The sequence below is a fragment of the Labrenzia sp. THAF191a genome (genome assembly GCF_009363335.1).
GTDB classification, from domain to species: Bacteria; Pseudomonadota; Alphaproteobacteria; order Rhizobiales; family Stappiaceae; genus Roseibium; species Roseibium algicola.
Window position 1 is genome coordinate 4,546,435 of record NZ_CP045333.1, and the last position, 24,359, is coordinate 4,570,793.

21 protein-coding genes are annotated in these 24,359 nt (G+C 57.5%); 5 read left to right on the top strand and 16 right to left on the bottom strand.

The genetic code is table 11. The features are described 5' to 3' along the window. Position 1 precedes the first annotated feature (1 nt). The 11 genes from FIV05_RS20955 to nagZ all read right to left on the bottom strand — a co-directional run bounded on the left by FIV05_RS20955 (position 2) and on the right by nagZ (position 9,997). Positions 2-1,432, bottom strand: a complete 1,431-nt coding sequence (locus FIV05_RS20955) for a peptidoglycan DD-metalloendopeptidase family protein (RefSeq protein ID WP_209009732.1) — start codon at positions 1,430-1,432, stop codon at positions 2-4. Positions 1,433-1,659: 227 nt separating this feature from the next. Continuing rightward, positions 1,660-2,352 (bottom strand): protein-L-isoaspartate(D-aspartate) O-methyltransferase, encoded by a 693-nt coding sequence (locus FIV05_RS20960; RefSeq protein WP_209009733.1) that lies wholly within the window; start codon positions 2,350-2,352, stop codon positions 1,660-1,662. A gap of 20 nt (positions 2,353-2,372) precedes the next feature. After that, on the bottom strand, positions 2,373-3,131 hold the full coding sequence (gene surE, locus FIV05_RS20965; RefSeq protein WP_152510845.1) for a 5'/3'-nucleotidase SurE: 759 nt from the start codon (positions 3,129-3,131) through the stop codon (positions 2,373-2,375). A 189-nt stretch (positions 3,132-3,320) separates the two neighbouring features. After that, positions 3,321-4,601: a serine--tRNA ligase gene (serS, locus tag FIV05_RS20970; protein WP_152510846.1), complete on the bottom strand. Its 1,281-nt coding sequence runs from the start codon at positions 4,599-4,601 to the stop codon at positions 3,321-3,323. Positions 4,602-4,672: 71 nt separating this feature from the next. Further along, on the bottom strand, positions 4,673-5,473 hold the full coding sequence (gene tatC, locus FIV05_RS20975; RefSeq protein ID WP_152510847.1) for a twin-arginine translocase subunit TatC: 801 nt from the start codon (positions 5,471-5,473) through the stop codon (positions 4,673-4,675). Further along, positions 5,470-5,898 carry a Sec-independent protein translocase protein TatB gene (tatB, locus tag FIV05_RS20980; RefSeq protein ID WP_152510848.1) on the bottom strand — a complete coding sequence of 143 codons (429 nt, stop codon included), beginning with the start codon at positions 5,896-5,898 and terminating at the stop codon, positions 5,470-5,472. The genes tatC and tatB overlap by 4 nt, the downstream gene beginning before the upstream one ends. Before the next feature lie 41 nt (positions 5,899-5,939). Further along, on the bottom strand, positions 5,940-6,164 hold the full coding sequence (locus FIV05_RS20985; protein ID WP_022998722.1) for a twin-arginine translocase TatA/TatE family subunit: 225 nt from the start codon (positions 6,162-6,164) through the stop codon (positions 5,940-5,942). 126 nt (positions 6,165-6,290) lie between these two features. Further along, a complete protein-coding gene (locus FIV05_RS20990; protein WP_209009734.1) occupies positions 6,291-7,415 on the bottom strand; it encodes an ABC transporter ATP-binding protein in 1,125 nt (374 codons plus the stop codon). A gap of 14 nt (positions 7,416-7,429) precedes the next feature. Continuing rightward, entirely contained in the window at positions 7,430-8,137 is a 708-nt protein-coding gene (gene scpB / locus FIV05_RS20995) for an SMC-Scp complex subunit ScpB (RefSeq protein ID WP_152510850.1), read from the bottom strand. Beyond that, positions 8,127-8,966 (bottom strand): ScpA family protein, encoded by an 840-nt coding sequence (locus FIV05_RS21000; protein WP_062491667.1) that lies wholly within the window; start codon positions 8,964-8,966, stop codon positions 8,127-8,129. The genes scpB and FIV05_RS21000 overlap by 11 nt, the downstream gene beginning before the upstream one ends. An 11-nt stretch (positions 8,967-8,977) precedes the next feature. Next, on the bottom strand, positions 8,978-9,997 hold the full coding sequence (gene nagZ / locus FIV05_RS21005) for a beta-N-acetylhexosaminidase (RefSeq protein WP_152510851.1): 1,020 nt from the start codon (positions 9,995-9,997) through the stop codon (positions 8,978-8,980). Positions 9,998-10,114: 117 nt separating this feature from the next. On the opposite strand from nagZ, the gene FIV05_RS21010 reads away from it, so the two are divergent. Further along, positions 10,115-11,128, top strand: coding sequence for an alpha/beta hydrolase-fold protein (locus tag FIV05_RS21010; RefSeq protein ID WP_152510852.1), 1,014 nt, complete (start codon positions 10,115-10,117; stop codon positions 11,126-11,128). A gap of 18 nt (positions 11,129-11,146) precedes the next feature. On the opposite strand, the gene FIV05_RS21015 is transcribed toward FIV05_RS21010, so the two are convergent. Continuing rightward, on the bottom strand, positions 11,147-12,070 hold the full coding sequence (locus FIV05_RS21015; RefSeq protein WP_152510853.1) for a DMT family transporter: 924 nt from the start codon (positions 12,068-12,070) through the stop codon (positions 11,147-11,149). A 132-nt stretch (positions 12,071-12,202) separates the two neighbouring features. On the opposite strand from FIV05_RS21015, the gene FIV05_RS21020 reads away from it, so the two are divergent. Continuing rightward, positions 12,203-13,120: a LysR family transcriptional regulator gene (locus FIV05_RS21020; RefSeq protein WP_152510854.1), complete on the top strand. Its 918-nt coding sequence runs from the start codon at positions 12,203-12,205 to the stop codon at positions 13,118-13,120. Positions 13,121-13,175: 55 nt separating this feature from the next. On the opposite strand, the gene FIV05_RS21025 is transcribed toward FIV05_RS21020, so the two are convergent. The 3 genes from FIV05_RS21025 to FIV05_RS21035 all read right to left on the bottom strand — a co-directional run bounded on the left by FIV05_RS21025 (position 13,176) and on the right by FIV05_RS21035 (position 18,865). Beyond that, entirely contained in the window at positions 13,176-15,572 is a 2,397-nt protein-coding gene (locus FIV05_RS21025; RefSeq protein WP_173013902.1) for an SPOR domain-containing protein, read from the bottom strand. A gap of 208 nt (positions 15,573-15,780) precedes the next feature. After that, positions 15,781-17,550 (bottom strand): arginine--tRNA ligase, encoded by a 1,770-nt coding sequence (argS, locus tag FIV05_RS21030; protein WP_152510856.1) that lies wholly within the window; start codon positions 17,548-17,550, stop codon positions 15,781-15,783. Between the two features lie 97 nt (positions 17,551-17,647). Next, positions 17,648-18,865, bottom strand: a complete 1,218-nt coding sequence (locus tag FIV05_RS21035; RefSeq protein ID WP_152510857.1) for a deoxyguanosinetriphosphate triphosphohydrolase — start codon at positions 18,863-18,865, stop codon at positions 17,648-17,650. Positions 18,866-19,019: 154 nt separating this feature from the next. Here FIV05_RS21035 and erpA point away from each other — a divergent pair, with 154 nt between their 5' ends. Both erpA and xth read left to right on the top strand, forming a co-directional pair. Then, complete coding sequence (gene erpA, locus FIV05_RS21040; protein WP_075283952.1) at positions 19,020-19,361, top strand: iron-sulfur cluster insertion protein ErpA; 342 nt, start codon at positions 19,020-19,022, stop codon at positions 19,359-19,361. 67 nt (positions 19,362-19,428) lie between these two features. Then, complete coding sequence (gene xth, locus FIV05_RS21045; RefSeq protein WP_152510858.1) at positions 19,429-20,211, top strand: exodeoxyribonuclease III; 783 nt, start codon at positions 19,429-19,431, stop codon at positions 20,209-20,211. Between the two features lie 655 nt (positions 20,212-20,866). Here xth and FIV05_RS21050 read toward each other — a convergent pair. Continuing rightward, the gene (locus tag FIV05_RS21050) at positions 20,867-21,724 is read right to left on the bottom strand and encodes a tetratricopeptide repeat protein (RefSeq protein WP_173013998.1); all 858 of its coding nucleotides are present in this window, start codon (positions 21,722-21,724) and stop codon (positions 20,867-20,869) included. A 587-nt stretch (positions 21,725-22,311) separates the two neighbouring features. Between FIV05_RS21050 and parE the strand changes: the two genes are divergently transcribed. Then, positions 22,312-24,357: a DNA topoisomerase IV subunit B gene (parE, locus tag FIV05_RS21055; protein WP_152510859.1), complete on the top strand. Its 2,046-nt coding sequence runs from the start codon at positions 22,312-22,314 to the stop codon at positions 24,355-24,357. The last annotated feature ends 2 nt before the right edge of the window (positions 24,358-24,359 follow it).

Consider the following 24,359-nt stretch of genomic DNA (forward strand, 5'->3'; position numbering starts at 1 on the left):
GTCAGCGTCGCGGCAGGTATTTCAGCGGATCGACGGGCTTGTTGCCCTGGCGCAGTTCGAAATGGAGCTGCGGCTGGTTGACTGACCCAGTCGCGCCCGCCAGCGCAACCACGTCGCCCCGACGGATCGTATCGCCCCGCTTGACCTTCAACTCGCTGTTGTGCGCATAGGCCGAGACCCAGCCGTCATTGTGTCGCACTAGGATCAGGTTACCGTAGCCCTTCAGTTCGTTGCCTGAATAGATCACAGAGCCGTCGTCCGCAGCATGAACAGGTGTTCCTTCAGGAACCGCAAGATTCACGCCCTCGTTCTTGCCACCACCCGGCTTCGCGCCGAAGTCGGAGATGATACGGCCGCGAACAGGCCACCGGAACTTCGCATCCGCACTATCGTCTTCCTGAACATTGGCAACGACAGTTGGCGTTTTGATCGGTTCCGTGGGCCGGGCTTCCTGCGTGAGAGCAGGTTGTGGCAGCTTGGTTTTCTCTACCGTTCCCGAAGGTGCCGCAGCAACGGGCTGCGAACCGGCGGATGAAGTCTCCGGCTGACGGCGCGGCGTCGGCACGCTTGAGGCAGACGATCCGGACGAAATGGAAGCTGTCGTCAGAGTTTGATCGGATCCACCGGGCTTGCGCCTCGGCAAGGTGCTGACGCGGACAACGTCGACCTTGCCCTGGCTGATATCAGCAAAGGTCGGCTGCTGACCGTTCTTCTGATCGGGCCTCGGCATCGTTCCGACAGACGTCGGCACGGAGCCAGTCACAACATTATCGCTTCGTCCAGCTGTCGGCAGCTTGACCTTGCCACTTTCGCCTTCAGTCGTGCTCGTTGAACCGTTTCGTTCCGCGTAAACGTAAGTCGGGATGATGACGCTCTGGCCCGGCTGTACCTTTGCCGGGTCGTCAATGCCATTGACAGCAACAATAGCCTGGATCGGAACGCCATACCGGCGTGCCATGGAATTGATGGAATCACCCTGACGCATTTGCACCCGGGTTCCGCCGGCAGACGTCCACCCTTTCCAGCTCCTCACATTCCCGGCCGATGCCACTGCTTCAGGTGCGGGCTGTGTCGCTACTGGTGCTGCGCGGACAGGTGCAGGACGCTGAGCCGTCGTCACCGGCGCCGGCAACGGCGCAGACTGGACTGACGGTGCCCTGTTCGGAATGGATCCCGTTGTCACCGGCTGGGACGAACTTTGTGGAAGCCCTGCGGCGGTCCCTCCAGGCCCATTCACGATATCCCGGTATGTCGGCTGCTTCTGGCCGCCGTTGAGAATATCCCGCTGATTCTGGGTATTGCCCGTATAATAGGGTGGTTCACCAAATCGCTCGACCGCGCTGGAACATCCCGCGAGAGCAACAGCAACCAGCGACACTGTCGCCACCTTGCCCATCAGATCCCTGCGGAGGGTACGCTTCCGCTTCATCATTGCCTTAACTCTAACCGCTGACTGTGGCTGTTATGGTTAAGAGTAGACGGCAGTAAGGTTTATAAAGGCTAAAGACGGTTGACGCTTTCGCTGAAAAACAACGATTTCTCAGTATTGAAGCAAACCAGAAAGCCAGCAATCGCGCCGATTATAGTAAATTTGAACAGGCAAGTGGTCGAGTAAGCTCAACGAATGCATGGGCCCAAGAATCGGCATGAAACATCGTTCTAGAGCTTCTTGGCGTTTCCCGGCTGCAACATGACCGTCCGCACCATCATCAGCGTTTCCGCGGTCACAACACTCTCGGTTTTCTGGAACTTGATCAACGGCTGGGCCTTTTTTGCCTGACCAACCGGCGCGATCAGGATGCCTCCCGGTTTCAGCTGCTGCAGCCAAGGGTCTGGCACTTCTTCCACTGCCGCGTTGACGACAATCCTGTCGTAGGGGCCTTTCTGGCGAATCTCGCTCAAACCGTCGGCCTGCCGGGCTTTCACGTTCGTCAGTTTGAGCGCCTCAAAACGCCGTGTTGCCAGATCCGTCAAGGTGGCGAACCTGTCGAGCGTTTCGACCTGGGCTGCCAGATGGGACATAACGGCTGCCTGATAGCCGGAACCGGTCCCTATCTCCAGAACCACGTGACTGGAGGCGATTGCAAGCGCCTGTACCGTGAAGGCAACGATTGAAGGTGCCGAAACGATCTGCCCGCATTCGATCGGCAGCATTGCGTCTTCATAAGCAAGACTGTGATGGCGTGCAGACAGGAAAAGGCGCCGAGGGACGCGTTCAATTGCAGCCAGTACGTCCCTCGCCCCGACACCGCGCTGTCGCAGTGCCAGAACCAATGCAGCGCGGGCTTCCGCTTCATCCGGCAAAGCGGACGCCATCGTCCTGTTTTCCTTGCCGGGCAATTGACCGGCCATGAACCGTTCCCCCTCAGGGTTTACCCCAAAGCCTCCGCCAAGTGTGTCACCAGGTCGTGGGCTGTCAGATCTATGCGTAGCGGCGAAACGGAAACATATCCATCCGCAATTGCCTGCAGATCGGAATTATCAAGTACGGATTTGCCGCGATCCTGAAAACGCAGCCAGTAATAGGGATAACCACGCCCGTCCGAACGCTCGTCGATGGACAGTCCGCTTTGTTCGTGGTGCCCCTGTACGGTAACCTTGATCCCCTTCACGTCCTTGGCATCACAGGCCGGAAAATTGACATTCAGCAAAGTATATTGCGGAAGTTCGAAATCGATCAGCCGACGGAAGAGCGCTGGTGCGTGGGCTTCAGCGGTCGAATAGTCCGGCTCGGCACGCACATCCCAGTTGTAAGCCTGTGAAACGGCGATCGACCTGATCCCGAGGATGGCTCCTTCCATCGCCCCGGCAACGGTTCCGGAATAGGTCACGTCTTCAGCGAGGTTCTGGCCCCGGTTGATACCCGACAGCACTAGATCCGGTAAACCGGGAAGCACCTTTCGCACGCCCATGATCACGCAATCGGTTGGCGTCCCTTTCAAGGCATAGTGGCGGTCATCGATCTTACGAAGGCGCAGCGGGTCGCTCAGTGTCAGGGAATGGGCAACACCGCTCTGGTCGGTTTCAGGAGCGATTACCCAGACATCGTCGGAAAGAGTCCTGGCAATGTTTTCCAGAACCGTCAGCCCGGGAGACTGAATTCCGTCGTCATTGGTGATGAGGATACGCATCTCGATCTTTGCTCCGTTTTCCCACGAGCTCTTCTGATATCAGGTCCGAAGAGCCCCAAATGAAGATGGACGGCAAACTTGCGCGGTTGCCGTCCATTGCATTCAAAATTCCGGCGGTATGCTGCGACTGAATGCCAGCGCTCCGGATCCAGACAATCCCGATCAGGCCGCCGTTCTCGCCGGTTCCGCTCAGCCGATCTTTTCCAGACCACCCATATAAGGCTTCAGAACGTCGGGAACGGTGATGGTGCCATCGCCATTTTGATAGTTTTCCAAAACGGCAATCAGAGCCCGGCCAACTGCGATACCCGATCCGTTGAGGGTGTGCACGTGGAGCGGTTGCTTGGAGTCGGTAGGCCGGAACCTTGCATTCATTCGGCGCGCCTGAAAGTCGCCGCAAACGGAACAGGACGAAATCTCGCGGTAGGTATCCTGCCCGGGCAGCCAGACCTCGATATCGTAGGTCTTGCGTGCGCCAAAACCCATGTCGCCGCTGCACAAGGTCATCACCCGGTAATGCAGGCCGAGTTTCTGCAGAACTTTCTCCGCGCAGCCCAACATGCGTTCCAGCTCGTTGAGCGAGTCTTCCGGCTTGGTAACGGACACGAGTTCGCATTTCTGGAACTGATGCTGGCGCAGCATTCCGCGCGTATCACGCCCGGCAGACCCGGCCTCGGACCGGAAACAGTAGGTGAGCGCGGTCACACGAAGCGGCAGTTGATCTTCTGGGAGGATCTCACCAGCAACCAGATTGGTCAGCGGTATTTCGGCCGTCGGGATCAGGTAGTGATCCGTAGTGGTCTTGAAGAGATCTTCCTCGAATTTCGGCAGCTGACCGGTCCCGTAGAGCGGATCGCTATGAACCAGAAGCGGCGGCGAAACCTCTATATAGCCGTTTTCCTGGGTGTGCAGGTCAATCATGAACTGGCCAAGAGCACGTTCCAGCCGGGCAATCTGACCCTTGAGGATCACGAAGCGCGACCCAGACAGCTTGGCCGCTGCGGCAAAGTCCATGCCGCCGAGGTCTTCGCCCAGCTCATAATGTTCTTTCGGAGCTTCATTGAACGTGAAGACCGGTTTTTCACCGTGCGTCTTCAGAAGCACGTTGTCGGCTTCATCCTCGCCCACAGGAACATCGTCATGCGGCAGATTGGGGATGACAGCCATAGCCGCTTCCAGATCGGCAATGAGCTTACGCTCTTCTTCTTCACCCGACTGAATGAAAGCCTTGATCTGTGCGACTTCGTCAATCAGCTCCTGCGCACGCGCGTCATCGCCCGAGCCCTTGGCCTTGCCGATTTCCTTGGAGGCGGCGTTGCGCCGTTCCTGGGCTTCCTGAAGTCTGGTGATATGGGAGCGGCGGGAATCGTCCAGTGCGATCAGCTTGGCTGCGGAAGCTTCATAACCCCGTTTAGCCAAAGCCTGGTCAAAGGCGACTGCGTTTTCCCGTATCCATCTAATATCAAACATCTTCGCTTCCCGAACGACGGTCGTTTCAATCCATTCCGTCTGTCAATCCGGGAAGCGTAGCGATCAAGGCTTCAAGCGGCCGCATCCTCGGCTTCGCGTTGAGCCTCCCTTTCGGCACGCTGGCGTTCCACCAGTTTGACGGACAGAATGGAGACTTCGTAGAGAAGCAGCGTAGGCAGCGCAAGACCGATCTGCGAGATCGGGTCGGGTGGTGTCAAAATTGCAGCAGCAGCAAAGGCACCAACAATCGCATATTTGCGTTTTTGACGAAGCGTATCGGAGCTCACCAGGCCTGCCCTGCCGAGCAAGGTCAGCACCACCGGCAACTGGAACACCAGGCCGAAGGCGAAGATCAGGATCATGATCAGGCCCAGGTATTCACTCACCTTGGCAAGATGCTGAATGGCGACCTTTCCCGTTGCCGCAGCCTGTTCCTGAGACAGGAAAAAGCCCATGGCCATGGGCATGACCAGGAAATAGACGAGACAGGCGCCGATCAGGAAAAGCACAGGCGTTGCGGCCAGAAACGGCAGGAACGCACCGCGCTCATGCTTGTAGAGCCCGGGCGCCACGAACATGTAGATCTGGCTGGCCACGACAGGAAAAGCCAGAAAGAGCGCGCCGAAAAGCGCGAGCTTCAGCTGGGTGAAAAACCATTCCTGTGGCGCGGTGAAGATCATCTCCACCGGGTGGCCCTCTCCTGCAGCACGCAGATACGGCACAGTCAGGATGTTGTAGATATCCGTGGCGAAATAGAAGCAGATAACAAACATCACGAGGATCGCACCGATCGACCACATAAGTCGTTGGCGCAGTTCGATCAGATGTTCGATCAGTGGCGCCTTCGAGGCGTCGATTTCGTCCTGGCTCATGCCTTTACATCTTCCGTCACCGGCGCGGTTTTCGGCTTTGCCTCGGTCTCAGCCGGGGCTGCTTCCGTAGGAGACACCTTGTCCGCATTTGCGCTGTCTGCCGGCGGCGACGCCGGTTCGCTGGCTGCCACTTTTGGCTTGTCGGCTTTCTTGGTCGCGTCTTCTTCGATGGATTTTTTCAGATCACCCAGCGGATTGAAGTTGGCAGCCGATTCGACCTGCTTCTTCATGTCCGCGATATCGGCCTGTTGTTCGGCCTCACGCAGCGCGTCGTTGAAGGTCGACTGGAACTCACGCGAAAGCTTTCGCATCTTCCCAATCGTCTGGCCAAGTGTGCGCAGCATGCGCGGCAAATCCTTTGGCCCCACGACGATGATCGCCACACAGGCGATCACCAATAGTTCGGTCCACCCGATATCGAACATGAGATGTATCGTCCCTTAAGGAGACGCGATGCAGATTGAGATCAGCTCGCTTTTGTCTGATCTTCGGCGTTCACGGACGATGCCGTTTCGCTGCTCTTGTGGTCGATGGTCTTCGGAGAGTCGGCTACGTCGTCTTCGGCCATGCCCTTCTTGAAGCTTTTGATTCCCTTCGCAACATCACCCATGAGATCGGAAATCTTGCCACGTCCGAACAGCAGAACAACGACCACTGCGATGATCAAGATCTGCCAAATACTAATGCCCATACGCCAAACTCCTGATAATCGGCTTTAAAAGCCCTTAGGCCCTTCTTACAAAAACGGCCCACTCCCTGCAACATGCCAGTCTATTTGATTTCGATCACTTAGACGGAATGATAAGTTGCCCTCCCCTTAGACTTGGGAAGGTGAACGCGGAAAAACAAGCACGTCTTTCGGATCAGTCGTGACGGCAACGTCCATTCCACGCTCCCAGGGACTGCCCGCACGAACCCTTGCCTGAAGGGGATGATTGAGCCCGTCTATTGCAATAGACAACAAATCGACCTCCCCGACGAATCGTTTCGAACGAATTCTGCCGGGAACACCGCACAATCCGGCATTGTTCAGGACAACGCCTTGTGGCCGAACGCAAACATCAACCTTCTGCCCCGGGGACAATCCCTCCGACGACAAGACGCCGACCGGCGTTTCGACACCTGCCGGGGTCACAACACCTTCCAACTGGTTCAATTCCGAAAAGAACCTGGCGGCAAACAGATCGACGGGCGCCTTGTAGAGGTCTGCTGCCGTGCCGTGCTGAACCAGGCGGCCTTGGCGCATCAGTGCGATCTTGTCGCCCATGCGCATGGCTTCTTCCGGATCGTGGGTCACAATGATGCAGGTGGCACGCGTTTCGCGAATAACCGCGAGCGTTTCATCGCGCACATTGTCTCGAAGACGTTTGTCGAGACCCGAGAATGGTTCGTCCATCAGGAGAATACCGGGCCGGGGAACCAGTGCACGGGCCAGCGCGACACGCTGCTGTTCACCACCGGAAAGCGCGTGAGGATAGTCGGCTGCATAGTCCGCCAGACCGACGCGACCGAGTGCGCTCAGGGCGGCGGTCTGGGCTTCCCGCCTTGGCATATTGGTCAGGCCGAACATTACATTCGCCAGAATGCTCATATGCGGAAAAAGCGCGTAATCCTGGAACATCAGGCCGACACCGCGCTTTTCGGGAGGCTGAAACAGTTCATCGCCGGCGATTTCCCGACCGTTGATCAGTACCCTGCCCTTGCTCTGACGCTCAACGCCTGCGGCAATACGCATCAATGTGGTCTTGCCGCAGCCGGAATGACCAAGCAGACAAAGGATCTCGCCCGGTGCGATGGACAGGCTCAGGTCCTGAACCGATGTCACGCCATCATAATCGTGAGACACATTCTCAAAGACGAGACCAGCGGCGATGGTTGCCCCGGCTGTTCCGGGCGCACCCCAGCTCAGCGTATGGCCATTGCCATTGGTTGAATTCGGCATCTTGCGATCGGGCATCAGGATCCGGCGGTCTCGTCCGCGTCATCATCGTCAAACAGAGACCCGTCTTCTAGTGGATCCTCATCTTCCGTCAATGCGATATCGTCATTGGGTGTCGGCACAAGGAACGAGGCCGGCACGGCGCTGTCCAGAAGCCCCGCTCCCTTCAGCTCCTCAAGTCCTGGCAAGTCTCGGACATTCTCCAGACCGAAGTGGATCAGGAATTGATCGGTGGTTCCGTAGGTGACGGGACGGCCGGGAGTTCTGCGGCGTCCCCGCATTCGTATCCATGTCGTTTCAAGCAGAACATCAAGCGTTCCCTTGGACGTGGAAACGCCTCGAATTTCTTCAATCTCGGCGCGTGTGACCGGCTGATGATAGGCGATGATTGCAAGCGTCTCGAGTGCTGCGCGCGACAATTTGCGCTGCTCTTCGACGTTCCGGTGCATCAGATAGGCGAGATCCTCAGCCGTTCGGAAGCACCATTTCCCGGCAACCCTGACCAGATTGACACCTCTTGAGGCGTAGGTGTTCTGCAACTGCTCGAGAAGGCTCAACACATCCGTGCCTTCAGGCAGACGTAGTGTCAGCTCTTCAAGCGACAGCGGCTCGGACGAGGCGAACAGCAACGCTTCGACCATGCGAAGGCCGGCCGGATCCAGAGGCTTTGATGGAGCGGTTTCCTCGTCGTTTTCCAACTGCAGAAGATCGAAATCAGACGCCATGATCCGGCTCCTTCATGACGGCACGGATATAGACCGGGGAAAATGGTTCGCCCTGCCGGATTTCGACCTGACCTTCGCGCACCATCTCGAGACTGGCGCTGAAGGTGCTTGCGACAATCGTCGCCCAATCCTTGTTGTCGTAGAGATAATCGCGCAGATAGGCATTCATTGGGGCCCATTCACCGACCCGGCCAACCAGTTTGGTGAGCAGTTCGCGCGCTTCCTGCAGCGACCATACCGTCCTGCGCAACACGCGCACGGAGGTTACGGATTGCCTTTGGCGCTGCGTGGCATACGCAGACAGCAGATCGTAGATGGAAGCGTCCCAGATACTCTTGTGTTGCACCGACATGGTTTCAGGTTCACCACGATGGAACACGTCCCGACCCTGCCTGTTCCGGGTCAGGAGTTTTTCGGAAACCTCCCGCATGGCTTCCAGACGCCGCAAACGGAAAGCGAGAGCCGCGGCAAGTTCCTCACCTGTCGGCTCGTCTTCATTCTTCTGCTCAGGCAGCAACAGTTTGGACTTCAGGAAGGCGAGCCATGCAGCCATGACCAGATAGTCCGCGGCCAGCTCCAGCCTCATCCTGCGGGCTTCGGCCACGAATTCCAGGTATTGTTCGACGAGTTCGAGAATGGAAATACGCGCAAGGTCTACCTTTTGCGTTCGCGCCAGGCCTAACAGGAGGTCGAGCGGACCTTCGAAACCTTCCACATCGACAACAAGTTGCGGATCGGAACTCGCACGCTCCTCGGGAGTGCTGACAGAACTGAGAAGATCGTAGGAACCATCCTGCTGTCGCTTCGAGCTGTTTTCCAATTCCGCCATTGCCGCTCCGGTCAAACGCCCTGCCAGCCGGTCAAGGAGTGAAACTCATCAAAGGCCGCAAGCCTGTCAAATTCCGGATCGGGAACCTGGAAGCCGCTCAAGGCCGTCTCGCATCGCCGCCTGGCTTCACCCGAAAGCTCGGGCACCACCTTCGCGACTGCAATCATTTCATCCATATCACCATTGCAGTGCAAAACGATGTCGCACCCTGCCTCGATGATCTTGCCGGACCGTTCCTCGAAGCTGCCTCCAAGCGCCTTCATGGAAATATCGTCGCTCATCAGACAGCCGTCGAAGCCGATTTCACCCCTGATGATTTCCTGAATGACCTTCGCGCTTTGCGTCCCGGCTGTATTCGGATCGATCCCCTCGTACACAATATGGGCTGTCATCCCCAATGACACGTGAGAAAGGGCCTTGAAGGGCCGGAAATCCACGCTTTCCAAAGAAGAAATGGCCGCGTCGACACGCGGCAGCTCCAAATGACTGTCGACACGTGCGCGTCCGTGGCCCGGAATATGTTTGATTACGGGCAAGACGCCCCCCGCCAGAGCACCTTCCGCCATCGCCTTGCCGAGCGTTGCAACGACTTCCGGGTCCTGTGAAAACGCCCTGTCTCCGATAGCATCGACAGTTTCAGGGAACCTGACATCCAGACAAGGCAGGCAATCGACAGTTATACCGACCTGATTGAGATCGTCCGCTATCAGCCGCCCGGCAAGCCAGGCAACTCTTTGTCCTGCTGCAGCGTCCCGGTCGTACAGATCACCGTACGCCTTCGCTGCGGGATACTTTGGCCAATGAGGTGGCTTCATCCGTTGCACCCGGCCACCTTCCTGATCCACCAGAACGGGAGCATCGCTCCGGCCTACAGCATCTCGAAAAGCCGACGTGAGTGTCCTGACCTGTTCCGGCGTTTCGATGTTGCGCGCGAACAGGATCAGTCCCCAAGGGTCTTCCTGCCGGAAAAAGTCGATTTCGGAACTCGTCAGGGTCAGTCCGGCACACCCGGATACAAAGGCTTTGGTCATTGATCCGGCTTAGCCGCAGTGCCGGGAGCCGTCAAGAAATGCAAGTGCTGCCTCTTGCACCCTAGTCACTATCTTGCAATCTAGATGCCCTTCGTCCCAGATCTGATTGGAGCCCCCATGCGCGCGCGTCTCGACATTCCTGCCGGCACCCTGCACCGTTTTTCCCATAGATCTGAAATCCTTGGACGAAACCGGCTGGGAGATACGGCAACGCGCGAGATCCACGTCTATACCCCGCATGGTCATGACGGCAGCGGCTTGCCGCTTCTGGTGGATATCGTCGGATTTACCGCCGGTGGCCCGGCGCACACGAACTGGAAGAATTTCGGAGAGAACGTACCGGAGCGGCTCGACCGGCTCATCCATGACGGTGCCATGCCACCTGTTGCAGTCGCATTTCCCGATTGTTTCACGCGTCTTGGCGGGAACCAGTACATCGACAGCGACGCAATGGGGCCCTGGGCAACCTGGCTGACAACCGAAATGCTGGAAGATGTTGAAAATCGCTTCAAGTGCGGCGGCACCGGCAAGCGCGGTATCTTCGGAAAATCCTCAGGTGGCTACGGCGCGATCATTCACGCGATGAAACACTCAGACGTCTGGTCTGCCGCCGCCTGCCATTCCGGTGACATGGCGTTTGAACTTTGTTACCTGCCTGAAATGCCAAGCGCATTGAGGGCAATTGCAAAAGCGGGTTCAATCGAAGCCTTCGTCAGGGATTTTGAAAAGGGTCCGAAATATCCGGGCAATTCACTTCATGACCTGATGACCTTTGCCATGGCTGCAACCTACGATCCGGATCCCGATCCGGAGGTCTTTTGCGGTATCCGGCTGCCTGTCGATCCGGAAACATGCGAACTCATTGAAGAACGCTGGAATGCCTGGCTGAAGTGGGACCCTGTGCACATCGTAGGTGATCACATCGATGCGCTGAAATCCTTGAAGGGGCTATGGATCGAATGCGGTGATGTCGATCAATACAACCTGGTCTATGGTGCGCGCCGCCTGCACAGGAAACTGAGCGAAGCCAGCGTTGACCACGTCTATCAGGAATTCAGCGATAATCATTCCTCAGTGGATTACCGGCTGGATGAAAGCCTGCCGTTTCTTGCGGAAAAGCTCAGTCAGTGACCTTTGGCGCCAGGCATCTCAGGAAGCCTGGCGGAACTTTCTGAAAGGGTTCGGCAGCGTCAGAATAGCACCTCCTGCCACAATCAGAACGGCCCCAAAGACAGCGACGCGAGTGGGAACTTCTCCCCAGACTGCAAAACCGAAAACAGCCGACAACACCACTGTGCCGTAATACACGGGGGCAAGTGTTGCCGCCCCTGCTCGTCTGTAGGCCGAAATATTCATGGACTGGCCAATAATTGCCAGTGGACCCATCCAGGCAAAAATCAGCAAATCGTTCCAGGAAACTCCCTCTTTGACGATCAGCCAAAGGACCGGCCCACTCAACAGCACCGCGGCAAAGACATTGACATATGCCAGGATCGTGACGGTGTCCTCGCGCTGGGCAATATAGCGCATGATCAGGGCTTCGCAGGCCATGAACACGGCGCCCATGAGCGCTGACATGACACCAGCCAGTGCAAGCTCGTCATAACCCGCAGAACCTTCCGCAGACCGGACCACGAGATATGCACCGGCAGCGCACAGGACACCTGCGACCCAATGACGACCGGTGATCACCTCCTTGAGGACAAGACCAGCCAAAACGATGGCGATGATACCTTTTGTGAGGCCGATTGCAGTTGCGTCCGCCAAGGGCAGAACGCTGGCGGCGTAAATGGAGCAGGCAAGTCCGCCAACACCACAAAACGCTCGCATGAGGTGCAGTTTCCAGAGCGGGCTGACACGCGTGAACACCGGAACACGCTTGACGGCAGCAACACTCACGATCGTTGCAGCTCCCCCAATGAACCGAAGCCATACCAGCACAGCGACCGGCAACAAACCTCCAGACAGTTTGCCTGCGGCAAATATCGGTGTGAAAGCAGCCATGCCGGCAAGTGCAAGCAACAGGGCAAGCAACGTGTTTTCCGGGCGGTGATAGACAGAGTTCTGTGACATTCAGCGGTTCCAGGTAATTTCAGGAAAGTCCTATCACTGCTCTGGCAGCCAAATCAGTCGTGAAAACCCCATAACGGGTATGCGTATACGCATCACATTGCTCCTCTCCCTGTATATTGGTATAACCTACCCATGAACTGGGATGATCTGAAACTGGTTGATGCGGCTGCCCGCATGCGCTCTCTCTCCGGGGCGGCAAAGGCACTGAACATTAGCCAACCGCAACTAAGCCGCCGCCTGAAGAGCTTTGAAGACCGGATAGGCGCAAGGCTATTCGACCGTACGCCGACAGGACTGAAGCCGACGGATGCCGGGCTGCGCCTGATCCCACTAGCAGATGACATGCGCAAGAAGGCGGAGGCGGCAGCACGGATCCTGCCTGATTTGTCCGGATCGGCACTAAAGGTTGTTCGGGTCGCCGTGGACGAAGTCCGTGCGCGGGTTCTGACTGACCGGTTTGAACTGCTGACAGGCCTGCTCGATGGTGTCGAGCTTGAACTGATATCAAGCCACCAGCATGTCAATCACCAGTCACGCAGTATTGAGCTGCAGATCCGCAATTGCCTTCCGGAAACCGACACGTTGATTGCACGGAAAATCGGTGAATTGGCCTATGCAATTTACGGTTCGGCTGATTACGTCGCAAAACACCCCGCCGCCAGAACACCGGAACGTTACAAGCTTTGTACATGGCTTGGCTTTGCTCCAGACGACCTCTGGTATCCCTCGCAGATGCGCTGGCTGGAAACCCGGCTGGCACAGATGCCGAAACTGCGCTCCAATACCATGACGACTCTCATGAACATGACCGCATCGGGAGCCGGATTGTGTCTCTTGCCGGTTTTCATGGGCGACGGTAACCGCGAGCTCGTCAGATTGACTGAGCCGCTTGCGGAACTCACGAACGTCGAACACATCATCGTTCACCGGGACTTGCGCCGGGAACCCGCCGTGCGCCAGGCCATGGATGCCATCGCCGAGGTCTTCCGTCACATGGCACCGCAGTTGCGCGGCACCTCGTTGAACGAACCCGTCGCAGCAGCAGAATAAAACGGCCGGGAATACCCGACCGTCTTACTTACGCTTTTCGATTGTGTAGTCTGTCTCAGGGCTGTCTGCGAACGAAGCAGTCACCACCGGCTGCCTGGAGGCTTTCGCACAAGCCAATTGCTTCATCGCGCGACCCGGTCGGGATCCGCGCCCTGTAGAACACGCCCCTGTCTTCAACGGTCGCTGCAACGATCACCGCGTTCCGATTGCCCAATACAGCCGGGAACCGCCGTTGCAGTCCTGAGTAAGCGTCGCTTGCAGCGGCTTCAGAACGTTGAGACGTTACCTGAACGATATAGGTCCCAGACGGGATACTGCCGCCGGAGGTGCTGGCAACAGGCGCCGGTGCTGCGGGCGCAGTTGTTGCCGGGGCAGCAGGCTGTTGCGTCAGGTTAAGCGGACTATCGTTCTGCTGCGCCTGCACCGGTGTGGTGACGGCTGGAGCACTGGCAACCTGGACAGGTGCATCCGGTTTCTTGCGTGGCACAACTGACGGCACCGGTGCAGCAGGTTCACTTGCAATCGGTTCCGGCGCTACGTCAGCACCGGTTACGATTGCCGGTGTATCGGGCTGAGCCGGTTCCGGTGCAGTGGCTGACGAATCTGCAGGCGCGACATCCGCACCGGTCACGACAGGTGACGTGGAAACCACCCGCGAACCGTTCTCGCCGGAAGCCGCATCAGGCTCCGCAGGTGCCGCCGGTTCAGGCTGCGCCGGTGTCGCCACGGCAGGTTCTTCACCTTCAGGAATGATGGTTCCGTCCGGTCGCACGACCACAGTCCTTACCCGTTTCGGAGTTCCGGGAACGAGATCGGCGTCGCCATTGGTGCCAGCAGGTGCCGGCGGCAGCTCTGCGGGTTGTGGAGATTCTGTCGGGATAAGCCTGTCTGGTCCGGCTACACCAGTGCCGTCGACCCGATCATAAATAAGCTTGCCGGCCTGATCGTTTGCCGAAGCCTGGCTCTGCTCCGGATATACCTTGAGCGGCTCCTGCAGACCGCTGATGACCGGTGGCGGACCACTGGGTACAGGAACGGCGTCGCTATCGAACAGAAAGAAGCTTGCGCCACCCAGGACAGCAACGCCAAGCACTCCAGCTGCAACGAACAAGCCTTTCCGGGATTTTTCGCCCGCATGCGGTATCGCGTTGCGTTCAGCTGCCGAGTGAGGCGGCAGGACGCCAGCACCTGTAAGGCTTGGATCGCTTTCCTGCATTGCCCGTGCAACCGCATCAAGGTCATAACCTTCCGGCGGTGGCGGCGTTTCGTCGTCTTCCGATTGAGGAACCGCCTCAGCTGCGGCCGGCCAAGCCATATCGTCCAGATCCGGCTCTGTTGACGAAGTGTCCTGCGACGATGGATCGAACGATCCACCAACAGGCTTTCGAGACGTTGGGGCCGGGAAATCAAGATCGGCAAAAAGGGCGTCTATGCCGGCAGGATCTCCTGGCTGTTCCGGCGCGGCGGCCTCCGCCTTTTGCGCGGCCGGTTCGGACTGAACCGGGTTCAGCGCAGCAAAAAAGTCATTCTCGTCTATCTGCGGACGCTGCCCGGTTACCGGCTGCTGGTAGCTGGAGGTTTCGAATACCTCCTCATCCCCAGCAACTGCCTCAACCGGTTCATCGTGCTGCACGCCGCCAATCCGGTAGTCGTCCGATGGACGAGGCGTATCAATTGGCTTCGAAATGCTGGACGCTGCGGTCCCAATGGCGGGAGACACGGACGGTGCGCTCGGCACCTGTGTTGCGCGGGTCAAGCTATCAGAAGCGGCAAAATCCGTTTTGTCGCGGGAGTATGAAGATGCCGTTGGCATCACAGGTACTGAGGGAGTTTGAGGAGCAGCCTCTTCCACCTCGTCTGCATATCCCATATCGGGCGTGGTTGCCGGGTGTGTCTCGTCCACGGACTGACGCAAGGCGCCGATCAACTCGTCTTCCAGCTCTGCCGTCAGATTCTGTTCGAGATCCATGGCAACTGAAGGTGCGAGATAGGATTTGTCGTTTGCGCCCTCCGGCTCAGCCTGCACTGGGGCAGCCTGCGGCGTGCGAAACTGCACGACATGATCCACCGGAGCATGTGACGCGCCGACCGGGGGAGCGACTGGTTGTACAGGTTCAGCTACCTGCTCCGGCTCGCTCGGCCAAAGCGAAGAAACGTGGGAAGAAGGCGTCACTGGAGCGGGTTGAACCGGCTCTTCCAGCTGGAAAGACTGCTCGAAGCTGGACGGCGGTGTAGCCGCGTAGAAATCATTCCTGGAGGCGCTGTGTGTTCCTTCAGGTTCTTCCGCGAAGTCCGCGCCAGCAGTGGCTTCAGGAGTATTCGACACCGGACGAAGATTTGAAAACGAAGGTTCGATGCGCGACGGCGCCGGGGTGGATTGTGCAGGCGCATCGCCTGCCACATCGTCCAGCCCCGCAAAATAATCTGTACTACCAACGCGGCCGCTGCTCACATTTGCCCCCGATTGCTTGTTCTTGTGGACAATCCGGGCCAATTCAACCAGCGGATCCTCCGCGGCCGGCCGTTCGCCGCCCGCCTCGTTTTGCGAGGCGCGCAAATCTGATCGCTTTGTTTCGTAGTCTTGTGACATGAGCTTTACGAAAACCGGTCCACTTCAAGTCGCTGGCGAGCCATTTAGTCGTTCCCAGCGGCCATTAAAACTAGCGCATTTCTTCAGGAGCATTCACGCCGAGAATCATTAGACCTGAAGCGAGCACCAAAGATACTGCACGAACCAAAGCAAGACGCGCTAGGGTTAATTTCAAGTTACCGGCCTGAATAAAACGTAAATGAGGCAATTCGTAGCCTTTATTCCAGTGGCCATGCAAAGAACTAGCGAGTTCATGTAGATAAAACGCAATTCTGTGCGGCTCATGTGTTTCTGCGGCTGCTTCGACCACTTTCGGCCATTCCGCCATCTTGGCGATTAGCTCCTGCTCGCCGATGTCATCCAGCAGGGTGAAATCGGCCCCGGCAAGATCATCAACCGCATACCCGGCTTCCTTGAGTTCATCGGCCGCCTGCCGCAACACCGAACAGCAACGCGCATGGCCGTATTGAACATAGAAGACCGGATTGTCTTTCGATTGTTCCGTAACCTTTTTGAAGTCGAAGTCCAGCGGTGCATCATTCTTGCGGAACAGCATCATGAAGCGAACCGGGTCCGGCCCGACTTCATCCACGACATCGCGAAGTGTGATGAAATCGCCGGAGCGTTTCGACATCTTGACCGGCTCGCCGTCACGCATCAGCTTCACAAGCTGGCAGAACCGGACGATAACTTCCGTCTTGCCGTCGGAAATCGCCTTTCCGACTGCCTGAAGGCGTTTGGCGTAGCCACCGTGATCGGCACCAAGAACGTAGATCGTTTCGGAAAACCCGCGCTCGAACTTGTCCTGAAAATAGGCGACGTCGGCAGCGAAATACGTGTAGGAGCCATCGGACTTCTTGAGAGCCCGGTCGGTATCGTCTCCAAAGTCGCTTGCGCGAAACAGTGTTTGCTCGCGGTCTTCCCAGTCATCAGGAACCTGACCCTTGGGTGGCGGAAGCGTGCCTTCGTAAATCAGCCCCTTGTTCCGGAGAGTTTCGAGCATGTGATCGATCTTCGAACCGTTGCCCGAGCCGCGATCATGCAAGGTTCTTTCGGAATAGAACACCTCGTGTTCGACACCGAGCGCTGCCAGGTCCTGCCGGATCAACTCGAGCATGGCGGCGATCGCCCGCTCCTTTACCAGCGGCAGCCATTCGCTTTCTTCCTTGCTTGCCAGCGACGGACCGAACTCCGCTTTGAGTTTTTCACCGACGGGCTTCAGGTAGTCGCCCGGATAAAGGCCAGCCGGAATATCGCCTATGTCCTCTCCGAGTGCCTCGCGGTAACGCAGGAAGGCGCTACGGGCCAGCGTATCGATCTGCGAGCCTGCATCGTTGATGTAGTATTCCTTGACCACGTCATTGCCGGCAAATGCCAGAATGTTCGCCAGGGCATCACCCACGACCGCTCCACGAATATGACCGACGTGCATCGGACCTGTCGGGTTCGCGGAAACATATTCAACGTTGACCTTCGGAGCAGGAGAACGTTCCTGTGCTCCGAAGCGGATACCCTGATCCAGTACGCTGCCCAGAACCTTGTGCCAGACCCCCTGGGCGACACGCAGGTTGATGAAACCAGGGCCTGCGATCGTCGTCTCGGTAATTTCCGGATCAGCGTTGAGCTTGGCAACAAGCTGCTCGGCAAGATCGCGCGGCTTCATGCCGAGTGGTTTTGCAAGCACCATTGCAGCATTGGTGGCAAGGTCGCCATGTGCCGGATCACGCGGAGCTTCCACGACGACTCGCGAAAGATCTGGCGCCTCTCCATTTGCATCTTTTAAATCAAGGTCTTGGAGAGCGTCTTTGACGCGCAGCGTGAAGTCCGCGAAGATATTCATAGAACACCGGTCAAGTTTTGGTTTTCAAACACAAAGCCCCCGCGCGCTGCGAAGGAAAAGCCTTCGGCGCCACGGGGCTGTAAAGTTGCCTCTGCGCCTACCCCAAATCAGGAGTGTCGTCAAACAGTCTGCGGTGCTCTTCGATAGCGTATCGGTCGGTCATTCCGGCGATATAGTCGCAAACCAGTCGCGCGATTTCCGTTTCACCCAGGTTGCCAAGGCCACTGTTCCACGGTTTCGGCATGAGGTCCGGTTCCGCAAGGAACCTTGCGAACAGGTCCCGCACAACCCTGGCAACCAGCTTTCTAACGGCAAGAACATCTTCATGCCGGTAGACCCGGGCGAACAGGAACCGTTTCACTTCCTTTTCCGCAGCGGTCATGTCCGCAGAGAAACCGACGAGGCAACGTCCCGCCATGCGAATCTCCTGGACGCTTTGCGGAGCAACGTCGTTCAGATTACGCACCGCTTCGCGAATGACATCTTCAACCATGCGCGTGATCGATCGCCTGACGATCTCGTGGATACGTCGGCTCTCTTCGAGACCCGGATATTTGCCGTCGACCTCGGCAAGGATGTCGGCCAGGAACGGCACATCGCGCATGTCTTCGATCGCAAACAGCCCTGCCCTCAATCCGTCATCGAGATCATGCGCGTCATAGGCAATATCATCGGCAATGGCTGCGGCCTGTGCCTCTGCGCCAGGCCAGGTATGCAACAGGAGGTCCTGTTTCCTGGCATAGTCGCGGATTGCAAACGGTAACTGGCTGTCCTTGAACTTTCCGAGCGGCGCACCGCTGGCATCAATCAAGGGGCCGTTGTGCTTGACCAACCCTTCCAGGGTTTCCCAGGCCAGGTTCAGACCGTCGAATTCGGCATAACGCTGCTCCAGATGAGTGACGACCCTCAGTGATTGCGCGTTGTGGTCGAACCCGCCGAAGGGTGCCATGCACTCATGCATGACGTCTTCGCCTTCATGCCCGAACGGCGTGTGACCGAGATCATGTGACAAGGCCAGGCATTCCGCCAGATCTTCATCAAGCCGCAAAGCGCGTGCCAGCGAGCGCGCGATTTGCGATACCTCGATGGTGTGGGTCAACCGTGTGCGAAAATGGTCACCTTCGTGATAGACGAAAACCTGCGTCTTGTGCTTGAGCCTACGAAACGCGGAGGAATGAATAATCCTGTCCCGATCCCGCTGGAAGGGTGTCCGCGTCGGGCTTTCAGGCTCGGGGAAGAGTCTGCCCCGGCTTTCCAGAGGGTTTTCCGCATATATTGCGCGGGATTGTCCCCCAAATCCGATATCCGCTTTCATCAGTTTCCAGCCATCCTTCACAGAACCGGTCTGCGTTTGCTGTTGCTCGGGCCGCGGGCAACACATTGACGCGGGCGGCCTCAAAACATACTTATCTGAACAAATCAGGTTTAACGTTCCCGCACATTGCCGGAACTAAGCGAGTCGGTGAAAGATGACCGAAACACTTGAAATTGGCGTAACAGTCAGCGACCGCGCTGCCAAGCGCATTGCTGCGATTTTGTCCAAGGAGCCGGGCGGCAGCATGCTGCGTGTCAGCGTTGAAGGCGGCGGCTGTTCCGGACTGCAGTACAAATATGACGTGGTCGACAGCCGCGAAGACGACGACCTGGTGATCGAAAAGCCGGGGGCAACGGTTCTGATCGACTCCATTTCCCTTCAATACATGAGCGGATCGGAAATCGATTTCGTCGATGATCTGATTGGCCAGTCATTTCAGATCAACAACCCGAATGCGGTCGCCGGATGTGGCTGCGGCACCAGTTTCACGATCTGACACTGTTGCTATACCCATTTGACGCCGGTTGCCCCGGCAGTTTCGAACAATTGAGGCAACCGCGCTCATGAAAATTGCGACCTGGAACATAAACGGCGTCAAGGCACGTATCGACACTGTCCTTGAGTGGCTCAAGGAAGCGTCTCCGGATGTCGCCTGCCTTCAGGAAATCAAGTCCGTCGACGAGAACTTTCCCCGTCAGCCGTTTGAAGACCTCGGTTACGCCGTCGAAACACACGGCCAAAAGGGTTTCAACGGTGTGGCGCTTTTGTCCAAGACGCCGCTGACTGATATTCAGCGCGGCTTGCCTGGAAACGATGCGGACGAACAGGCCCGTTATATTGAAGGCAGTCTGTCGACGGATAGCGGCCAGGTTCGAATCGGTTGCCTCTACCTTCCCAACGGCAATCCGCTGGGAACAGAAAAATTTCCGTACAAGCTCGAGTGGATGGACCGCTTGATTGCGCACGCTCAAAAGCGGCTTTCAGAAGAAACGCCATTCCTGCTTCTGGGGGACTACAATGTCATCCCCGATCCCTTAGATGCCAAGAACCCGCAGAACTGGCTGGAAGACGCTCTCTTTCAACCTGAGAGCCGGCAACGCTTCCGTGCCCTCACCCACCTCGGCTTGACCGAAGCAGTCCGGTCCTGCAGCGAAGCGCCGGAAACATTCACGTTCTGGGACTATCAGGCAGGTGCCTGGCAAAAGAACAATGGCATTCGGATCGATCATATTCTGATGTCGCCGCAGGCCACAGACCGGTTCTCAGGGTGCGGTATCGACAAGCATGTGCGCGGCTGGGAAAAGCCGTCGGATCATGTGCCAGTCTGGGTGAAGCTGGCTGCTTGAGACTGAAACTGCCTCCAAAAATCCGGCTCCACCGCTGATGCAGGCGTGAAGCGCGGTGCGTGCCCGGAAACCGTGCTTGCAGTCGGCTGACGTCATGGTAAGCTTTTTTCCATCATGGGATGACGCTCAGCCGACCAACATCCGCGACGGCGACATGCGGAACAGACACACCGGTAACGACTTCGATTGCCGGGCGTTCGGTTTTTACGGTCACCGCCTTGTTGTTTTCCGGACTGATTTTGGGTCTGGTTCTTGGGACAGGCAGCACAGCTCGGGCGCAGGACGTCTCGTGTACCTGCCGATACAAGGGCGAGAAATACGGCGTAGGTGAATCTATCTGCCTGAAGAGCCCGTCCGGGCTGCGAATGGCGACTTGCGAAATGGTGCTGAACAACACGTCCTGGCAAATCAGCAACGCGCCTTGTCCACTGACCCAAATTCTAAGCCCTGCGATCGATAAAAGGACGACAAGTCGTCCGACGACACCAAGTCATCCGTCAGGTTGAAGACCCACTCGCAAGATAAAGCTGATTTTCTGCAGCCTTGGCACGCTCCTGCTTCGAACCCGAGCAGAGCTGGGACGGCTTGTGCGAAAGCCATCCAAGACGCACGATCACACCCACATAGTGCTCAGATCGGGCTCTAGAGCTTGAGGTTATTGTGCGGGCAACTGCTGTGCTGTGAGCACGTCCGGGCGATTTTGCTTCAACCATCCGTCAGCCATTGATCTGGCCATCTGCCTGACTGGTTCGGGCGAAACCGCGAAATACTGCTCGTGCATGGAATGGATCCAGCTGGCATCCGTTCCCTTGGCCTGTTCCCGGGCAACGGTCATCCACATCAGGCCGCGAGCTTTTTTCTTGTCCGACGTACCGAGTGCATAGAGCGTTTCACCAAGGCGTGCCTGGGCGCCAACATGCCCCTTGAGCGCGGCAAGATTGTACCAACGAACAGCCATGCGGCTGTTGTTTTCCTGGTACATGCGGCCAAGTTCATACTGGGCATCGGCATCGCCGAAATAGGACGCGGCATGCGTGAAGATCTGACGGGCACGCGATTCATTCTTGGGCACAGCGCCGTCGATGCCGTTCAGATAGTAGGAACCGAGCGCAACGAAGGCGCTTGAGACGAAGGGAGCATCCGGTGCATCGGGACGATCTTCACCGTGCTCACGAACAATCTGGCTGTAATATTCGAAGGCCTTGAGGTCGTCTTCCTTGACGCCGTCGCCGGAGGCATACATTTCACCCAGCTTCCAGGCGGCCATGGGCTGACCGTTTTCGGCGGCATACTGCAGCGAACCAAGCGCAGCGGCCTTGTCGCCGGAATAATATTGGCGGGCACCGGCCCGCAGTGCTTCAGACGGGGAAAGATCGTTCGGACCGATCGCCCGTGCAGGCGCCGGCTGACCGTCAAAGGCGGCCACAGGCCCTGTCAGGCCGATCAGGATCAACGCACCGAGCACGGTTCCGGCTCTTCCCATGCGTTGAAGCTTTGTGCTGTTCTTAGGCATCCCAGTCACACTATTATCCGTCGGCAACGAAACAGATCCCCGACGGACTTTCTTGTTTTTTGTCCGCGCCAAGCGCATTTTCTGTCTCTTCGGCCCCAAAGCATATGCCTGCAGGACCCACTGTTTCGGAGTGGCCTAAATTGGCCGATCATTTCGTCTTAAGTTGGGCCATACGACGCCGAAATAAGACCATTTCCTGACACTTTTGTCCGGACTGTGAACCACTTCAGGTGTTGAACCCGATCTGGTCGTCCCAGACATTAGCGTAACGGGTGACGGGCAAACATGGCCGAACAGGGGCAACGGTGGCAAACCGGGGCCCTGCAAATGACTCTGTCAGTAACTGTTGCGGAATTGGCACATATTGTGACCGCCCCTCTCCCATTCAAGACCCTTATTTCAACACAGGCGGGTTGATGATGTGTTTCCAGGTCGGATTTTTGGGCCCCTGGCTGTTGAAAACGGGGGCTTTTGGCCAATTACCTTTGCCGTTCTATCTTTGTCCTTCAAACTGAGACATGATTCGGTGTAGGTAACAGCGCTGAGTTTGTAGAAACTGTGACCCAAGACCCATCAGGCGATACGGAATGAGCGCAAAAGACGATCTGTTTGCAGGCAACGCGGCGGTCTCTGCCCCAATGACACAAGATGAGCCCGCCCCAGCTCCGCAAAAGCCGCGTCCCGTTGCGCCTGTCGCGGTCAGCGACGATTATTCAGCGGCCGACATCGAGGTTCTCGAAGGGCTCGAGCCGGTTCGGCGCCGGCCAGGCATGTATATCGGCGGCACCGACGAAAAGGCGTTGCATCACCTCTTTGCCGAAGTGATCGACAACTCCATGGATGAAGCGGTTGCCGGCCATGCGACGTGGATCGACGTTTCTCTTTCCGGCGATGGCTATCTGACGATCACCGACAACGGCCGCGGCATTCCTGTCGATCCTCATCCGAAGTTCAAGGACAAGTCCGCTCTCGAAGTGATCATGACGACGCTGCATGCGGGCGGCAAGTTCGACAGCAAGGTCTATGAGACCTCTGGCGGTCTGCACGGTGTCGGCATCTCCGTGGTCAATGCGCTGTCAGAGGAACTGATTGTAGAGGTCGCGCGCAGCCGCAAGCTCTATCGCCAGATTTTCCGCCGCGGTCACGCCCAGGGCCCTCTCGAGCTGGTTGGCGACACCCAGAACAGACGCGGGACCCAGGTCAGCTTCAAACCAGACGATCAAATCTTCGGCAAAGGCGCCAAATTTGTCCCGGCGCGTCTTTTGAAGATGGCGCGGTCCAAGGCCTATCTCTTCGGCGGTGTCGAGATCCGCTGGCACTGCGCGCCTGAATTGCTGTCTGAAAAGGACGAAACACCAGCCGAGGCCGTGTTTCACTTCCCCGGCGGGCTTCGCGACTTTCTCAACGAGAGACTGACCAAGGAACGCCGTGTCGTCGACGACGTGTTCTTCGGCCGCACCGACAACGCCGGCAAACACGGGTCCGTGGAATGGGCCGTGAGCTGGTTTGCCGGCGACGGCTTTGTCAGTTCCTACTGCAACACCGTGCCGACACCGGAAGGCGGAACTCACGAAGCGGGTTTTCGATATGCCCTGCTGCGTGGTCTCAAGGCATATGGCGAACTGACAAACAACAAGAAGGCATCCATCATCACCGGCGATGATGTGATGACATCAGCCGGCGGAATGCTGTCCGTCTTCATCCGTGAGCCCGAATTCGTCGGCCAGACCAAAGACAAGCTGGCGACCAACGAAGCCACTCGCATTGCGGAGACGGCTGTCCGTGATGCATTTGACCATTGGCTGACGGCCTCCCCCAACCAGGCAAACAAGCTTCTGGAGTGGGTGATCGATCGCGCGGATGAGCGTTTGCGCCGTCGCCAGGAAAAAGACGTCGCCCGCAAGACAGCCGTGCGCAAGCTGCGCCTTCCTGGCAAACTTGCCGACTGCTCGGCAAACCAGTCCGATGGCACCGAACTCTTCATCGTGGAGGGTGACTCGGCAGGTGGCTCGGCCAAACAGGCGCGCAACCGTTCCAACCAGGCCGTCTTGCCCTTGCGCGGCAAGATCCTGAACGTCGCAAACGCCGGGCGCGACAAACTCGTCGCCAACCAGCAGCTTGCCGATCTCATCCAGGCCCTTGGCTGCGGCACGCGCTCCCAATACCGGGAAAGTGACCTGCGATACGAGAAGATCGTCATCATGACGGATGCTGACGTCGACGGCGCCCACATTGCATCACTTTTGATTACTTTCTTTTACCGCGAAATGCCGGAACTTATCCGTGGCGGCCATCTCTTCCTGGCCGTGCCACCCCTCTATCGCCTCAGCCAGGGGGGGAAGAGCCTCTATGCACGCGACGATGCCCATAAAGACGAATTGATGGAGACCGTCTTCAAGGGTAAATCCAAGGTGGAAATCGGCCGTTTCAAGGGTTTGGGTGAAATGTTGCCGGCTCAGCTGAAGGAAACGACAATGGACCCGTCCAAGCGGACCATGCTGAAGGTCGTTGTCGAAGAAGAAGCTGTAACAGACACCAACGACACCGTTGAACGGCTGATGGGCAACAAGCCGGAAGCGCGCTTCCGGTTCATTCAGGACAACGCTGAATTCGCTGAGGATCTTGATATTTAGCC